The organism is Ferrimonas balearica DSM 9799, assembly GCF_000148645.1.
Taxonomy (GTDB): domain Bacteria; phylum Pseudomonadota; class Gammaproteobacteria; order Enterobacterales; family Shewanellaceae; genus Ferrimonas; species Ferrimonas balearica.
On the sequence record NC_014541.1, the window covers coordinates 3,275,471 to 3,291,667 of the forward strand.

Consider the following 16,197-nt stretch of genomic DNA (forward strand, 5'->3'; position numbering starts at 1 on the left):
ATTGACCATTTGGCGGTCCGGCTGGACCTGTGCTGTTGTTCCGCGAAACAGTACGTTTTTTCACAAAACTGGAAACCTGCTCATCCTGCGGGCCAAACCATAAGGCGCTGAAAGTAATCATGGCCTTGGTCACCGATGAATTAGAATCAAGACTTCAGGCATCTTCGCGTTTCCCTTTGATGGCCGTCAGGCCAGCTGGGGGGTATTGAGGGCAATATTGTGAACCGTTTTGACAACCTGCCGACCCTGAGAGACCAGCTCTCCTCCGACTCTTGTCCGGGCATTGAGGTGTCTGAGCTGGCGGATCTGGCGTCACTCGCGACCTATCAGGACGCCGATCCCTATGCCCCCCACCCGGTCGAGTATTTCTGCATGATCTTCATCGAGCAGGGGCAGGGTCGCCATCAGATCGACGGCATCGATTACCCCTATCAGGATGGCAGCATCATCTTCGTTAACCGGGAACAGACACACGCCTTCGACCCCACCGACAAGCCGACAGGGAAGATGCTGCGGATCACACCGGCGTTCTTTACCGAGTGCTCCGCCAACATTCGCAAATCCTACTTCGTGCCCGTGCACATGAGCCTGGCCTACTCGCCGGTTCTGAAGTTGGACCCGGCGCTGATCCAAACCTGCCAGACGTTACTGCATGAAATTGCCATTTCACAACAGGAGAAAGGGGGCGATGACGTCGTTACCCAACTGCTGTTCTCCGCGTTGATGCTCAGGCTGGCGCAGGCCCGGCGGCTTGGTAGTTCCTGTGCCAACGATGAGGACAGAGCACGCTTCAACGAGTTTCTTAAGCAGGTTGAGCAGCACTTTACTGACCACCGGGAGGCCAAGACTTACGCCAACAAAGTGGGCTTGAGTTATAAGTCACTCAACCTGTTGTGCCGGCGCTGCTGTGGCAAAACGGCAAAGCAGATCATCGATTTCCGGCTCAACCTGGAGATCACCCGCAAGCTGTCGATGAAAGGGGGCTCCATTCAGTCCATCGCGTTTGAGCTGGGTTTTGACGATACAACGAACTTTGTGAAGTACTTCAAGCGCTTCAATAACGTGACTCCCTCGGCGTACCGCAGTCGGTATTACGAGGAGGGGATGTTTGAAGAGCCGGAGACGCCGGCAGCTGAATCAACGCTCCGTCCGGAACACCATCCCGCCTGACCCACGCCCTGCCAGCAACGCAAAACAAAGCCCATCCGAAATGATGGGCTTTGGGGCTTGTCCGCCTCGGCACAGCATCGGGTTACTCCACTTCGCTGGCCATGTTATGCAGCCACACCTCCAGCTTGGTGTAGCCCGACGCATCAAGGGCGTTGTAGTCCTCCGGCAGTTTCAGCGGGCGCGGGTTCACCGCCAGTTCAGGCCAGCCCCCCGCATTGCTGGCGCAATCAATCTCCCTGCCGTCATAGCTGAAGTCCTGGGTTCCGACGCAGTTGATCAGCTTGCCGGTGCCATTGATGACGTCGTTGATAAGACGGGTATCCACGTCGTCCCGATCCTTGGGCCGGGCGCCGGCATTGGCCAGCACATATTCCAGGGTCTGGCTGGCGGGCAATACCTTCAGGCCATACAGCCACAGTGGCGGCTGCTTCACCCGGAAATCGCCACCGTTGTCGCTGTCCACCCGCACACAGGGCCAGTCGGTGTTGTCCCAGCCCTCGCACAGGTTGTCCTCGATGTAGATCTTCGACCCATCCCGGGATTCGTTGATCACCACCCAGGCGGTGTCCCGTCCGGAGTCGGAGCTGGGCCCTTTCAGACGCACATTGCCCGCAATGGTAGTGGTGCGTACTTTGCCGTCATGGGCGGCGTTGTTGGACAAGGGGGACAGGCGCATCGCCACCTGTCGGGTGTCGTAGGTAACGTTATTGACGGTGATGGTGCTGGGGCTGGTCTCCAGCGGGGCCCGGTCGTCATGGTGCGCCATCAGGTTGCCCTGCAACAGGGTATTCGGCGAGGACACCATCAACCCCTTAGAGTGGCCCCCTTTCGGGTGCATGTTGTACCACAGCCCTTCACCCACAATGCTGTTGAGGATGCTGACGTTCTCTGCGGTGTCCTTCACCGTAAAGGTTTCATCAATGCCCCAGCTGACCGAGATATGGTCAAACACCACGTTATAAGGCCGACGGTTGGGGTCGTCGCTCTTGCCGATCACGTAGATGCCATCCCGGTCGCCCGGTGTCCGCCCCTCAATCGCGTCACCGGTACGCACCCGGATGTGCTGAATCAACACATCGTTCGCCTCAATACGGACTGACGCCCCGCGCAGGTTGATGCCCGGACTCGGTGCCGTCTGGCCAGCGATGGTGATGTAGTCGTTGTTGATCGACAGCAATCCCAGCTCGGTCAGATCGATGGTGCCGCTGGTTTCAAAGATGCACACCCGCGGCCCGGACGCGTCGATGCAGGCTTTCAGCGACCCACTGCCGCTGGCATCCAGGTTGGTGACACGATGTACCGTGGTTTTGGCCGGTTTAAGATTACGGCCGCTGCCTGCGGGTGTGGTGATGCCAAAGCCCTCGGTACAGGGGATGATAGGCAGCGCGCCATCGGGCCGGTCGGGACAATCGGGGGCCGGGTCGGGATCCGGCGTCGGGTCAGGCGCGGGATCGGGGTCCGGCTCTGGATCAGGCTCCGGGTCAGGGTCAGGGTCAGGGTCGGGGTCCGGGGTCGGGTCGGGGGCGGGGTCCGGATCCGGCTCTGGGTCTGGGTCGGGATCCGGGTCCGGTGTCGGGTCTGGCTCCGGGTCTGGGTCTGGGTCTGGGTCCGGCTCAGGCTTCCCGGGCTTTTCCGGTTTCTCCTTGGGAGGCTTCTCCTGACCCGGAGGTTTTTCCGGTTTGGCGGCCTCGGCGGGGGCCAGCCCCACCAGGCTAAAGGCCGACACCACCAGGCCGACCACCATCACCTTCAACAGCTGCATTCTGGTCTGCATGTTCGCCCCCTACTCCACCGCACTGGCCAGCTGGTGCAGCCAGACTTCGAGGTTGGTGTAACCGGAATCGTCGAGGCCATTAATCTCCTCGGGCAGAGTCAACGTGTGCGTGTTCACCGCCATCTCAGGCCATCCACCCGCATTGGCCGCTTCACAATCGATCTTGCGGCCATCGTATTCAAAGTTCTTGGTTCCCACGCAGTTGATGATCTGGCCGGTGCCGTTGATCACATCGTTGATGATGCGACTGTCCACCTCATCGCGGTCTTTGGGGCGTGCTCCGGCGTTGGTCAGCACGTAGTCCAGGGTGTCATCCGCCGGCAAGACCTTGAGCCCTTCAATCCACAGCGGAGGCTCTTTAACCCGGAAGCTCTCCCCTTTCTCGCTGTCCACCCGGACACAGGGCCAGGAGGGATTCTCCCAACCATCGCAGAGGTTGTTTTCGATGTAGATTTTGGAGCCGCTGCGGTCCTCATTCACCACCACCCAGGCGGAGTCCCGGCTCTCTTCCGAGTTCGGGCCTTTGAGGCGAACGTTACCCGCTACCGTGGTGGTGCGGGTCTTGCCGCTGTGGGCATCGTTATTGGACAGCGGCGACAACCGCATTGCCACCTGGCGGGTGTTGTAGGTGACGTTATTGACGGTGATGGCGCTGGGGGTCGTTTCCAGCGGCGCCCGATCATCGTGATGGGCCATCAGGTTGCCCTGCACCAGCATGTTTTCCGCCGACATCATCAGGCCTTTGGAGTGCCCCCCTTTCGGGTGCATGTTGTACCACAGCCCTTCACTGACAATGCTGTTGAGGATATCAACGTTTTTGGCGGTGTCTTTCACCGTAAAGGTTTCATCGATGCCCCAGCTGACCGAGACATGGTCAAACACCAGATTGTGCGGCTGGCGACTGGTATCGTCCGACTTGCCGATGGCGTAGATGCCATCGCGATCACCCGGTGTGCGCCCCTCAATGGCGTCACCGGTGCGCACCCGGACGTGCTGAATCAGCACATCACTGGCTTCAATCCGTAGCGAGATGCCCCGAATCATGATGCCCGGGCTGGGCGCCGTCTGGCCGGCGATGGTGATGTAATCGTTGTTGATGGACACCATCCCCAGCTCGGTCATGTCGATGGTGCCGCTGGTTTCAAACACGCACACCCTGGGCCCGGAGGCTTCGATGCAGGCCAGCAGGCTGCCATCGCCACTGGCATTCAGGTTGGTGACCTTGTGCACCGTAGTTTTCGGAGGATTCAGGTTACGGCCGCTGCCCGCCGGCGTGGTGATGCCGAAGCCCACCTTGCAGGGCACGATAGGCAGCTCGCCATTGGCCGGCTGCGGGCAATCGCCCGGCGAGGGTTCCGGATCAGGATCGGGTCCCGGTTCGGGCGTCGGGCCCGGATCAGGGTCCGGTTCCGGCTCTGGCGCGGGGTCAGGATCCGGCTCAGGAGCGGGGTCAGGATCCGGGTCCGGGCTGGGCTCAGGAGAGGGATCGGGGGATGGGTCAGGCGCCGGATCCGGCTCAGAACTGCTGGAAGACTGTTCACTGCACCCGGTACTGATCGAGCCTATCATCACCACCGGAACGGAAAGCACCAGGATTTTCAAACCCGTTCGCCAAACGTTAAGCCACGCGCGCCACGTCATACCGCCTCCCGGGCTGTTTGCCCGTACTTCACTGCCGCTAAAGCTGTCTTTAGGTATAGCAAGCATCCGGGGCGACCAGACCAGTAATCTCGGCCCCCCGGATACCCGGCACTACTCCACTGAACGCGCCATCGAGTGCAGCCACAACTCCAGATTGGTATAGCCGGATGAGGACACCTCATTGGGGTTGTCCGGCAGCGTCAGTGGGCGCTTATTAATGGCCATCTCCGGCCAGCCTCCGGCGTTAATGTCACAGGGGATGTGGATGCGGAACTGGGCATCAGAGCCCGGCCGGGTATCCCAATCGGTAGTGACGTTCAGGGTCACGGTATTGCCGCTGCAACTCTGGCTTGCCACTTCCCGCATCTGACCGGCCCCGGTGCCTTCGAAAATCTCCACCGTGCGTCCCACGTAGGCGGTTTTGCTGCTGTCGCAATCCGGAATGCCACCGGAAACCGAGCGGCTGCCTGAACTGCTGACATTGGCCACCGGGTAAAGAATGGTGCCGGGGCCAACACAGTTGATGATGGTGCCGGTACGGTTGGCCACATCGGCAATGATGCGGGCATCCACCTCGTCCCGGTCACCGGGGCGAGCGCCGGCGTTGGCCAGCACGTAATCCAGCGTCTGACTGGCCGGCATCACCTGCAGTCCGTCAATCCACAGCGGTGGCTCTGACACCCGGAAGCTCGCACCATTGCTGGTGTCCACCCGCACACAGGGCCAATCGGTGTTATCCCACCCGTCGCAGAGGTTGTCCTCGATGTAGATCTTCGAGCCACTGCGATTCTCACTCAGCACCACGGTGGCCGAATCCCGGTTCGAATCGGAGCTGGGGCCCTTGAGGCGGACGTTGCCCGCCACCGTGGTGGTGCGGGTTTTGCCGTCGTGGGCGGAATTATTGGACAGGGGCGCCAGGCGCATCCCCACCTGGCGGGTGTTGTAGGTAACGTTGTTGACGGTGATGGCACTGGGAGTCGTTTCCAGTGGCGCCCGGTCATCGTGGTGCGCAATCAGGTTGCCCTGCACCAACATGTTTTCCGCCGAGATCATCAACCCCTTGGAGTGCCCCCCTTTGGGGTGCATGTTGTACCACAGCCCCTCACTGACGATGCTGTCGAGAATGGTGACATTGCGGGCGGTGTCCTTCACGGTAAAGGTCTCATCCAGGCCCCAGCTCACCGAGATGTGGTCAAACACCACATTAATGGGCTGTCGGGTCGGATCGTCCCGCTTGCCGATGGCGTAGATGCCATCACGATCCCCCGGGGTGCGGCCCTGGATGGCATCGCCGGTGCGGATGGCGATGTGCTGAATCAACACGTCGCTGGCTTCGATGCGCACCGACGCCCCTCGGATCATAATGCCGGGGCTTGGTGCGGTCTGGCCCGCCACCGTCAGGTAATCGTTGTCGATGGAGATCATCCCCAATTCGGTCAGGTCGATGGTGCCGCTGGTTTCGAATACGCAGACCCTTGGTCCGGTGGCATCCAGGCACGCTTTGAGTGTGCCAGCACCGGTGGCTTTCAGGCTGGTCACCCGGTGTACGGTGGTCTTGGGCGTATTCAGATTGCGGCCGCTGCCCGCTGGCGTTTCGATGCCGAAGCCCACTTTGCAGGGTACGATCGGCAACTCACCGCTGGGCAGAGGAGGACAATCCGGTTCCGGATCAGGGTCGGGGTCAGGATCCGGTCCGGGCTCCGGGCCCGGGTCTGGATCGGGGTCCGGGTCTGGGTCTGGGTCGGGATCAGGATCGGGGTCCGGACCCGGGTCGGGGTCAGGATCCGGTGCCGGCTCGGTACTGGATTGCTCACTGCACGCGGTCATCGTGGCCACCCCAGCCAGACTTAACAGCACCAGCAACCATCTCAGTGGCTCTGCCCACCACGCGGAAATGCGCCCCTTCATACCCCCTCCTCGGTCCAGCCCGCTTCACTTGCACCGTGTTTAGGTATAGACCCTCCCCCTCCCAAACGGACGTTTGCACTTCTGCGGAAACATACCGATTTGGCCGAATGCTACGGAAATGCTTGAAGTTCTCGTCGCGGAACCTATGTTGTACCCAATAAGGAAATTTTCTGCAGTGCACTCGTAAATAGGGAAATTTATCGAAATGCTCTGGACATCCTGGACGCCCTTCCGCGTCCGTCTTCTGCTGCTTCAATTGCTGCTGATCCTGGCGGGTACCGCACTCTCCTGGCAGGTCTATCACAGTGGCAGAGTGGTCAACAGCAACACCCAGATCCTGGTCAATGAGCACCTGCCGGAACTGCTCCAGATCCGCAATCTGATTGAGGAGCAACTGCGCACCGAACGCCTGCTCTATGAGTACTATGCCGACCAGAGCCGCGACCACTACCTGACCGAATACTTCGAAGCGCATCACCGCCTCGCTCAGGTAATGGGTGACCTCAAACGGCAGCTGCCGGAACAGGACACCCTGCACCACATCGAACGTTACCAGGCGGAATATCACGAGCTCGCCAAGCGCCTCGATCATGCCCTGAGTCAAACCCCGGTGGACTGGGACCTGAGCCGCATGCTGCTGAGCCAGATCAGCGCACTGCGCGCCCAAACAGAACCCCTGCTTCAACAACTGGAGCGACAGCTCAATCAATCCGCTCAGCACGGTCTGGCGGAAACCCAGCAAAGCACCCGCGCCAATACCCGCTACGTGGTGTCGTTCTCTGTGCTGATCGTGCTGCTGGCCTTTATCGGCAGCGTTGTCGCCAATCGCCTACTGACCGATCGCTCCGAGCGCCGCCGTCTTGCGGCCTTTGCCGACCGCAATCCCGACCCCATCCTCAGTGTTACCCTGCAGGGGCAGCTGTTGTCATTGAACCCCGCCGCGGCCCAGTTGGCTCAGGACCAGGGCATCCCACCCAATCCCCAACTGCTGGTGCCCGACCTCACCACCCAGTTGGCCAGGATGCAGCGTGAAGCGATCAGCGACTACGACTGGGAGTTTGCGCTGGGGCGGCGCTACCTGACCGCCCGTGCGGTCATGCTGGCCGAGCTTAAACAGGTACAGGTCCACCTGCGGGACATCACCGCAGCCAGCCGTGCTGAGGCGGAGTTGCGCCACCGTGCCAGCCATGACCAACTGACCGGCTTACCCAATCGCCACCAGTTTGAACTGGACGCCCAACTGCAGATCGAACAGCATCCGGAGCAAAGCCTGACTTTTGGGCTGCTCACCCTTAACCGGTTTCATCAGGTGACCTCCCAGGTGGGTTTTCAGGCCGGTGATGCCATTCTCCGCACCTGCTCACAGCGACTTTGTCGTGCACTCAACCCCTTCAATCTGATCGACCGCCCCATCGTGCTTTACCGCTTTGGCGGCACCCGTTTCGCCATACTGATTCAGGGGCAGGTCAGCACCGACACTCTGGCTGAGCTGGCTGATACCATTGCCGATGTGTTCCACAAGCCGGTCTATGCCGATAACGCCCCCGCCAGTTTCCACCTCAGCGTTGAGCAGGGTTTTGCCCGCTACCCGGAGCACGCGGCCAACAGCCAGGAGCTGCTGCGCTGCGCCGATGCCGCCGTGCGGGAACCCCGCCAGGACGACGCCAATTACGTGCTGTACGCGCCGGCGCTGCGTGAACAGGAAGACCGTCTGATCACCCTGGAGAATGAGCTGCACCAGGCGATGAAAGAGAACCAATTCCTGCTCTACTTCCAGCCCCAGCAACGGCTGTGTGACGGTGCCATGATTGGCGCCGAAGCGCTGCTGCGTTGGCAACACCCTACGCGCGGCGTGCTCAGCCCCAACGAATTTATCCATCTGGCGGAGCGCACCGGCCTGATTGTCAGCATCGGCGAATGGGTGCTGACTGAGGCCTGCATTCAGGCCCGCCAGTGGCAGGAGCAGGGGCACGACATGCTGATTTCGGTCAACCTGTCGGCACGCCAGATGCAGCAGGCCGACTTTGTGGAACGGGTGACCACCATTCTGGCGCGCACCGGAGCCCCGCCTCACAAAGTGGAGCTTGAGTTGACCGAAAGCCTGCTGATGACCGACCTCGACCGTGGCCACGACATGCTGTGCCAACTTAAAGCGCTGGGCCTGAAGCTGGCGATTGACGACTTTGGTACCGGTTACTCTTCGCTGGCCTACCTGAAGCGCCTGCCGATGGACACCCTCAAGATCGATCGGCGTTTTGTCTCCAGCCTGCCCGGGGATAAACAGGACGGCGCCATCGTCCGCGCCATACTGGACCTGGCCGAACACCTTGATCTGAACGTCGTGGCAGAGGGGGTGGAAACCCAGGCCCAGCATGACTGGCTGAAGCGTGCCGGTTGCGACGTGCTGCAGGGCTACTGGTACAGCCGCCCACTGGCTTGCAGCGACTGGGTCAGGATGGTGGAATCACGGCCCTGCAAAGCCCTTGCATAGCCCTTGCCTAGCCCTTACATAGCCCATTCCAATGCGTTGCCTAACAAAGAGTTAACCTTTAGACTTTGGGGTCTACCCGGCCATCTTATCGGGCCTGCCGGGGGGCCACAGGAGTCGCAATGAAGATCACCATCAAGGACGTGGCCGCCAAGGCTGGCGTCAGCATTAAAACCGTCTCCCGGGTGATCAACAACGAACCCTCCGTCAAAGCCCCCACCTTCGAGAAGGTGCAGGCCGCCATTGATGAGCTGAACTACCAGCCCAACGCGGCAGCCCGCAACCTGGCCAGCACTAAGTCGTACGCCATCGGCTTTATCTACGACAACCCCAACGCCTACTACGTGATCGATATGCAGAACGGCATCCTGGATGCCTGCCGCAGCCAGGGCTATGAACTGCTGATCCATCCTTGCGATGCCCACGCTGAGAACATCTGCCAACAGCTGGCGGCGATGGTAAAACGCTCCCGCATCGCCGGGCTGGTGCTGACGCCGCCGTTCTCCGAGTCACCGGCCATCGTCAACACCCTGGAGCAGCTGGACGTCGCCTTTGTCCGCATTGTGTCCGGCTCCGGCGAGGGCGATGCCGACCCCAACTGTCTCTACATTGATGACCGCCAGGGTGCCTACGCCATCACCGAACACCTGATTGAGCTGGGCCACCAGCGCATCGGCTTCCTGTGCGGCGACAGCGAACACCACTCCAGCTATGAGCGTTTGAAAGGGTTTAAGCAGGCTCTGACCGACCATCAACTGAAAGTGGAGCCGCAACTGATTCTGGAGGGGCGTTACGCCTTCGAGTCCGGGGTGGAAAACGCCCAGCGCCTGCTGGCCCAGGACAATCCGCCCAGTGCGCTGTTTGCCTGTAACGATGAGATTGCGGCGGGGGCCCTGTTTGCGGCCCGATTGGCGGGGGTCTCCATTCCGGAGCAGCTCTCCATTGTCGGCTTTGAAAACAGCCCCTTCTCACGCCAGACCTGGCCCAAGCTGACCACCGTGGATCAGCCCATTGTCACCATCGCCCAGCAGGCCACCGAGCAGTTGATTCACCAGATCCGCCGCAATGGCCAGGGCGAGGCACAAACCTTTGTCCCCCGCCCGGTGGTGCGCGACTCCTCCGGGCCGCACCCCGCTTAAATTAGGTCATCGCGGATTAACGGGAAAAGAAAACAGAAGCGACTTCTCCAAGAAATTGCTTCTTGATGAGCTTTGTTCTCTTAAAGGACCGGTGCCGTTTCCGACTTGGAATGTGCACCCAGCCATCACGGCGCAGCCGTCCACCGAAGGCCGACTCGCGGCGCTGAGCGGGAGCGACTGGGAGTGAAGCCGAGGGCCAGGGATGGCCCGAGTGCCAGCCGAGCAGGACGCGAGTCTGGCCAGTGCTGAACGGGAAGGAGTGGGAGCGAGGGGCTTTCGCCGCGCCGGAGGCAAAGGGGAGTCCAGAGGGGCAACGCCCTTCTGGTGCCCGCCGGGGCATCCCGGCAACGGCTCGATAGGTAGCAACGAGCCCGGAGCCAAGATTCCCACGGAAATATGCGATAAACCTTAAATTACACCTTCAGAAACAACCCTCGCCGCGCCATCAGGGCCAGCACCGCCCACTGCAGTGCCAGCAGGCCCACCGCGGCAGCCAGCGCCTGCGCCGGTTCCGGCAGGGCGCGGATCACGCCCCCAGCCAAACTCTCCACGGTGTAGCCCCAATCGAACCAGGCGCTGGCCAGGTAGATAAAGATGGAGTTCACGCCGATAAGGGCAAACAGCTTGCCCAGCCGGTGCCACCCCAACCCATCCACCACGGCCAGAAATCCCGCCAGAAACAGGCCACTCCACCCCACTGTGACCAGCACAAAGCTGAGGGTCCACAGGGTCTTGTTGACCGGCACCAGCGGGTGCAACAGCCAGCCCAGCAACAGGCTGGCCAGCGCCACCAGCGCCAGTACCCCGGCGCGCTGCCAGACACTGCGGGGCTGGCGCAGCCAGTAACCCGCCCACACCCCAACCAGAGCGTTCAGTGCCGCGCTCAGGTGGGACATCAGCCCCTCCGGGTCCAGCGGTGCATTCTGATAGGTGATGCCCGGCAGCCAGTGCTGGTCCACCCAGGTGTTGAGGGACAACTCGGAACTGTAGGGCGCGCTGCCCCACAGGCCCTGTGCCAGGCCATAGCCCAGCGCCAACACCAGCCCCGCCATCAGCTGACTGCGCCAGGGCAGATGCCAGGCGATCATCGCCGCCAGGAACCAGGCCATACCGATCCGGCCCAGCACACTGGCGTAGCGGATCTCATCCAGCGCCATAGGCATGCCGGTGCCCCAGCCGTGGTTGTACAACACCCCCAGCAGCGCCAACAGCAGCAGACGTTTGAGCGCTTTGCGGTAATGGGGTTGGCGATCGGACCAGGCGATCCCGATCAGGGACTGACGCTGCAGCCCGATGGTGACGCCGGAGAGGAAGATAAAGAGGGGGAAGATCAGGTCGTAAAAGGTGAAACCGTGCCAGGGGCTGTGCAGCATTTGGTCCGCCGCCACCTGCCACAGTGGCCAGCCGGTCAGCAGCAACAGCGCCGCAAACAGCTTCTCGCCACCGATAATCCAGAACATATCAAAGCCCCGCAGGGCATCCAGCGCCTGTAGGCGTTGCTTAACTGTCGACATAACCACGTCCTGTGAACACCGGGGCCAACGGCCCCGGTGCTATCGATTACCAGCTGCGGCGCTTATGGCCTTTCACCGCGTAGTAGAAGATAAACAGGTAGCAGGGCAAGCCGATCCAGTACGCCACCTGAGTGTCGCCGGTCAGGTGCGCCACCTTACCAAACAGCAGCGGCAGGATGGCGCCACCGGAGATCCCCATGATCAGCAGGGCGGAACCCTGGGCGGTGAACTTGCCCAGGCCATCCAACGCCAACGGCCAGATGGCTGGCCACACCAGCGCGTGAGCCAGACCCATCAGGGCGACAAAGGCGATCGGGTCCGGCACCAGCGGGATACCGCTCCAGCCCCACAGCACCGAGGCGATCAGGTCGCTCTGCTCCGAGGCTGTGGTGGCCCCCAGCACACACAGCATACCGGCCACACCGGACAGCAGCAGGGCCTTCTGCTGGGACAGGAAGCGGGGGATGCAGGTGACGCCAATCAGGTAACCAATCACCATAAATACCATGGTATAGGAGGTCAGCGCGGCAAAGTTGGGCACGCCCAGATTGCTGCCATACAAGCCGATGGTGTCGGCGGCGATCACCTCGATGCCCACGTAGAAGAACAGGGCAATGGCGCCCAGCACCACCTGCGGAAACTGGGTGATGCTGCCTTTATCCGCGTGCTCCGCTTCCTCTTCAAACTCCAGCTCCGGCAGCGAAGAGAACTTCACCAGGCCAATCAGGGCCGCCAGCACAGCGGCCATGTAGAGGTAGGGTTCCACCAGACGGTTGGAGAGTTCCTCCACCTGAGCCAGACGCTCGGCTTCCGGCAGTTGAGCCAGGTGCTCAGCGGTAAAGCCCTCGAAACCGGACAGCACCAGGGCGGTAAACACCACCGGTACAATCACCCCGGCGCCCTTGTTGATCAGGCCCATAATGCTGATCCGCACTGCGGCGGTCTCTTTCGGACCAATCATCACCACGTAGGGGTTGGAGGCCGTCTGCAGGATGGTCAGGCCGGTACCCAAGACAAACAGGGCGGCCAGGAACAGCGCGTAGTCGGCGCTTTGTGCGGCGCCGATAAACACCAGAGCCCCCACTGCCATCAAACCCAGGCCAACCGCCATGCCGTTCTTATAACCGGTGCGTTTGAGGATGCTGGACATCGGCAGCGCCATCACCGTGTAGGCGATATAGAACGCAAAGGTCACAAACAGAGCCTGGAACTCGTTGAGCTCACAGATGATCTGCAGAAAGGGGATCAACGAGCCGTTGAGCCAGGTAACAAATCCGAAGATAAAGAACATGGTGCCGATGATGAACATCGGCAGCAGGCTGCTTTTGCTCCCGGAGACCGCTGGTTTGGCATCTATCATAGTTATCGCTTCTCTTCCGTTGGCTTGCTTGGTGGAAGTGACGTGTCGGCATCCATGCTCGGCCTTCCACTCATACACAATGGCCGGTCCCTCGCGGGCCCGGCCTGTGGTTATCGTTATGGTTTCAGTACCGCCTCTCCCCCGATCCAGCACTGCTGAACCTGGAAGTCGTCATCCAGCAGCACCATATCGGCGCGGCCGCCAACCCGGAGGCGACCGGGCTGCTCCAAACCGAGAAACTCCGCCGGATAGCGGCTCGCCATCCTGAAAGCCTCGGCTTCTGACACACCCAGACGATGCACGCTGTTGCGCACCGCCGAGGCCATATCCAGCACCGAACCGGCCAGTTCACCGGTGGGGGCCGTCAGCTTGTCGCCGTCGCGACGAATGGTGCGGCCCAGCAGGGTGAAGGTGTCGCCCTCCACCCCCACCGGCGGCATCGCGTCGGTGACCAGCATCATCTTCTGCGCGGCCTTGGCCTGGATCGCCAGCTTCAGGCTGGCGTCATCCACATGGTGGCCATCCACAATCAGGCCACACCAGCTGTGGGGGTCGAGCAGGGCCGCACCCACCATGCCCGGCTCGCGGGAGGTGAAGGGCGACATGGCGTTGAACAGGTGAGTAAAGCCGCTGGCACCGGCTTCCAGTGCCGCCTGCGCGGTGGCGTAATCGGCATTGGAGTGGCCCAGGCACACCCTGACGCCCGCCGCGACCAGCTCGGCAATCTGGCTGGCCGGAACGGTTTCCGGCGCCAGCGTCACCACCACGGTGCCCAGGTCGGACCGGGTGTACACCGCCATCTCGGCGTCGGTCAGCGGACGGATATGCTCGGCGCTGTGTACCCCTTTTTTGGCGACCGACAGGTGCGGCCCTTCGAAATGCACGCCAATCACCCCCGGGCACTGCTCACGCAGCGCAGCGGCAATGGCGTCGGCGCCCTCCTGCAGCACCGACAGGCTGTCGGTGATCAGGGTGGGCAGGAAGGCGGTGGTGCCATAGCGGGCGTGAGCGGCGCCGATGGTGGCGATGGCGTTGACGGAGCGATCGCCGTTAAACAGCGCGCCACCGCCGCCATTGACCTGCACATCAACAAACCCCGGCACCAGCGTACCGGTCAGGACTTTGGCCTGACTGGGCGCCTGACCGTGGCCCAGCGCCACGATTTTGCCATTGTCGATGGTGAGCCAGGCGTCGCGGTGAAAACGCTCACCGTTAAACAGCCGGGCAATCTGATAGGTCTGGGTCATCTCGGCCTCACAGGGTTTGGGTCACTTTCTTCAGACCCTTGGGGTTGTCCGGGTCGATGCCGCGGGCCAGCGCCACCTTCTCCACGTCAAGGTAGAAGCGTTGCATCAGGGTCAACGGCGCCAGACGCGGGTGCGGCTGACCCACCTGGCTCATCCGGATAACGGTGGCACCGCGGTGGGCGATCTCTGCCATCTGTTCACGGTGCGCGGCAGCGGACTCGTCGTCAATATCCAGGTCCAGTACCGTCAGCTGTTGCTCCACCAGCGTCACCGGGCCATGCAGGAACTCAGCGCTGGAGAAGGCTTCGGCGTGAATACCACACACCTCTTTGAGCTTCAGGGCGATCTCCTTGGCGATGGCGTAGCCAAGACCACGGCCCAGTACCACCAGGTTCTTCACCTCGGCCAGCGGTGCTGCACTGAGCTGAACCGGCGCTTCAGCCGCCGCCGTCAGAGCCTGCGGCAGTTGTTCCATCGCGCCCGCCAGTTCACGGCGGCCACTCCAGGCCGCGACCAGTTGCAGCAGGGCGCTGAGGGTGGCCAGGTAGCTCTTGGTGGCGGCCACCGCTTTCTCTTCCCCGGCGCGCAGGGGCAGCACAAAGTCCGCCAGCGCCGCCAGCGGCGACTGTTCGTCGTTCACCAGCGCCACCACACGGGCACCGCTCTCTTTGGCCATGCGGGCCTGAGCCAGGATATCCGGGCTGCGGCCGGACTGAGAGATCACCAGAACCAGCGCCCCCTCCAACTGCAATGGGCGGCCATAGATGCTGGCGATGGAGGGCGCCGAGGCAAAGGTGGGAATGCCCATCTCGATCTCGATCAGGTACTTGGCAAAGACCCCGGCATGGTCGGAGCTGCCCCGGCCTACCCACATCACGAACTTGGGCGGGGTGGTGCGCAGTTGCGCACCCAGTTGCTGCAGTACCGCACCATTGTGGGCCAGTTGGTCGCGAACTCGTGCGGAGGCTTCCAGCGCCTCACGCTCCATAATGCTGGTCATTATCCTTGCTCCTTAACTGCGCCAGCCTGGCGCTGATCCTGGGCGAAAAACACGGCGCCCATCTCCGGGGTCGCCTGGGCCGGTGACAGCGCCTGCTGCACATCCTCGCCAAGATGGGGGATCACCAGCGGCCCGAGGCCGCCCAACAGGGACAGACGCGGCGCACCGGCTTGCAGCAACTGGCGCGCCAGTCGGTTGATGTAATCGGCGCCTTCAGCACGCAGCGCCAGCGCCTGCTCATCGCCCTGCTCCGCGGCTTCGAACACCACGGAGGCCAAACGGGCGTAGGCGGTGGAGCGCTGCCCCGCCAACTGTTCAACCCAATCAAGCGGTTGGTCGCTGCCCAGCGCCCGGGCCAGACCCACGCTCATGGCGGTGGGCGGAGCCAGGGTGTCACTGGCTTCCAGCGCACGTTGTACCGCCATCAGGCCGTACCAGGCGCCACTGCCCTTATCCCCTTGCGGGAAGCCGTGGCCGCCGACGATGGTCTGCTTGCCGGCCAGGTCGAGGAAACCGCAGGAGCCGGTGCCGGTGATCATGATGGCGCCGTCCTGACGGCCGTGAGCCCCCAGGCAGGCGATATGAAGGTCTGTGGTGAGGTGGAGTTCGGCAAACGGGTGCTGCCAGGCGTTCATCGCGGCAAAGCAGGAGGGCAGGTTCACCCCGGCCAGACCCGCACCGGCGATGCACTGGCCCAGCTGGCTGGCTTCCAGGCCCGCCGCTGCCAGCGCCTGTACGCAGGCGTCCACAATCGCCTCACGGGCGGCGTCCAACCCGTTGACCGGATTGGCGGCACCGGACAGACCGGTGCCCATCACCCCTTTTGTGGGGTGGTACAGAATGGCGCGACACTTACTGCCGCCACCATCGATCCCCAGCAGCAGGGGACTGTCAAAGCTCGCCACGGTGTGGTTCTCCTGTTCGCTCTGGCCGGTCGATGGCTCGGAATGATCTGA

12 protein-coding genes are annotated in these 16,197 nt (G+C 62.1%); 4 read left to right on the plus strand and 8 right to left on the minus strand.

Annotated elements, in window-relative coordinates:
- The first annotated feature begins 219 nt into the window (after positions 1-219).
- Positions 220-1,170, plus strand: coding sequence for an AraC family transcriptional regulator (locus FBAL_RS14945; RefSeq protein WP_013346419.1), 951 nt, complete (start codon positions 220-222; stop codon positions 1,168-1,170).
- Between the two features lie 82 nt (positions 1,171-1,252).
- Here the strand turns inward: FBAL_RS14945 and FBAL_RS19675 are convergent, their stop codons facing one another.
- Both FBAL_RS19675 and FBAL_RS14955 read right to left on the minus strand, forming a co-directional pair.
- Positions 1,253-2,944: a hypothetical protein gene (locus tag FBAL_RS19675; protein WP_013346420.1), complete on the minus strand. Its 1,692-nt coding sequence runs from the start codon at positions 2,942-2,944 to the stop codon at positions 1,253-1,255.
- Positions 2,945-2,953: 9 nt separating this feature from the next.
- On the minus strand, positions 2,954-4,249 hold the full coding sequence (locus tag FBAL_RS14955; RefSeq protein ID WP_041251323.1) for a hypothetical protein: 1,296 nt from the start codon (positions 4,247-4,249) through the stop codon (positions 2,954-2,956).
- Between FBAL_RS14955 and FBAL_RS20810 the strand changes: the two genes are divergently transcribed.
- Positions 4,224-4,748 (plus strand): hypothetical protein, encoded by a 525-nt coding sequence (locus tag FBAL_RS20810; protein WP_425357356.1) that lies wholly within the window; start codon positions 4,224-4,226, stop codon positions 4,746-4,748. The genes FBAL_RS14955 and FBAL_RS20810 overlap by 26 nt on opposite strands.
- On the opposite strand, the gene FBAL_RS14960 is transcribed toward FBAL_RS20810, so the two are convergent.
- Positions 4,697-6,412 carry a pectate lyase gene (locus FBAL_RS14960; RefSeq protein WP_171814278.1) on the minus strand — a complete coding sequence of 572 codons (1,716 nt, stop codon included), beginning with the start codon at positions 6,410-6,412 and terminating at the stop codon, positions 4,697-4,699. The two genes, FBAL_RS20810 and FBAL_RS14960, sit on opposite strands and share 52 nt — an antisense overlap.
- Positions 6,413-6,698: 286 nt before the next feature.
- Between FBAL_RS14960 and FBAL_RS19680 the strand changes: the two genes are divergently transcribed.
- Positions 6,699-8,984 carry a putative bifunctional diguanylate cyclase/phosphodiesterase gene (locus FBAL_RS19680; RefSeq protein ID WP_013346423.1) on the plus strand — a complete coding sequence of 762 codons (2,286 nt, stop codon included), beginning with the start codon at positions 6,699-6,701 and terminating at the stop codon, positions 8,982-8,984.
- A 119-nt stretch (positions 8,985-9,103) separates the two neighbouring features.
- A complete protein-coding gene (locus FBAL_RS14970; RefSeq protein WP_013346424.1) occupies positions 9,104-10,120 on the plus strand; it encodes a LacI family DNA-binding transcriptional regulator in 1,017 nt (338 codons plus the stop codon).
- Between the two features lie 413 nt (positions 10,121-10,533).
- Here FBAL_RS14970 and nagX read toward each other — a convergent pair whose 3' ends face one another.
- From nagX to nagK, 5 genes are all read right to left on the minus strand, one after another.
- A complete protein-coding gene (gene nagX / locus FBAL_RS14975; protein ID WP_013346425.1) occupies positions 10,534-11,634 on the minus strand; it encodes a transmembrane glucosamine N-acetyltransferase NagX in 1,101 nt (366 codons plus the stop codon).
- A gap of 46 nt (positions 11,635-11,680) precedes the next feature.
- Positions 11,681-12,994 carry a sugar MFS transporter gene (locus tag FBAL_RS14980; RefSeq protein WP_013346426.1) on the minus strand — a complete coding sequence of 438 codons (1,314 nt, stop codon included), beginning with the start codon at positions 12,992-12,994 and terminating at the stop codon, positions 11,681-11,683.
- Between the two features lie 116 nt (positions 12,995-13,110).
- Entirely contained in the window at positions 13,111-14,241 is a 1,131-nt protein-coding gene (nagA, locus tag FBAL_RS14985) for an N-acetylglucosamine-6-phosphate deacetylase (protein ID WP_013346427.1), read from the minus strand.
- A gap of 7 nt (positions 14,242-14,248) precedes the next feature.
- Positions 14,249-15,244: a glucosamine-6-phosphate deaminase NagB-II gene (nagB-II, locus tag FBAL_RS14990; protein ID WP_148226762.1), complete on the minus strand. Its 996-nt coding sequence runs from the start codon at positions 15,242-15,244 to the stop codon at positions 14,249-14,251.
- The gene (gene nagK / locus FBAL_RS14995) at positions 15,241-16,146 is read right to left on the minus strand and encodes an N-acetylglucosamine kinase (protein WP_041251325.1); all 906 of its coding nucleotides are present in this window, start codon (positions 16,144-16,146) and stop codon (positions 15,241-15,243) included. The genes nagB-II and nagK overlap by 4 nt, the downstream gene beginning before the upstream one ends.
- Between the last annotated feature and the right edge of the window lie 51 nt (positions 16,147-16,197).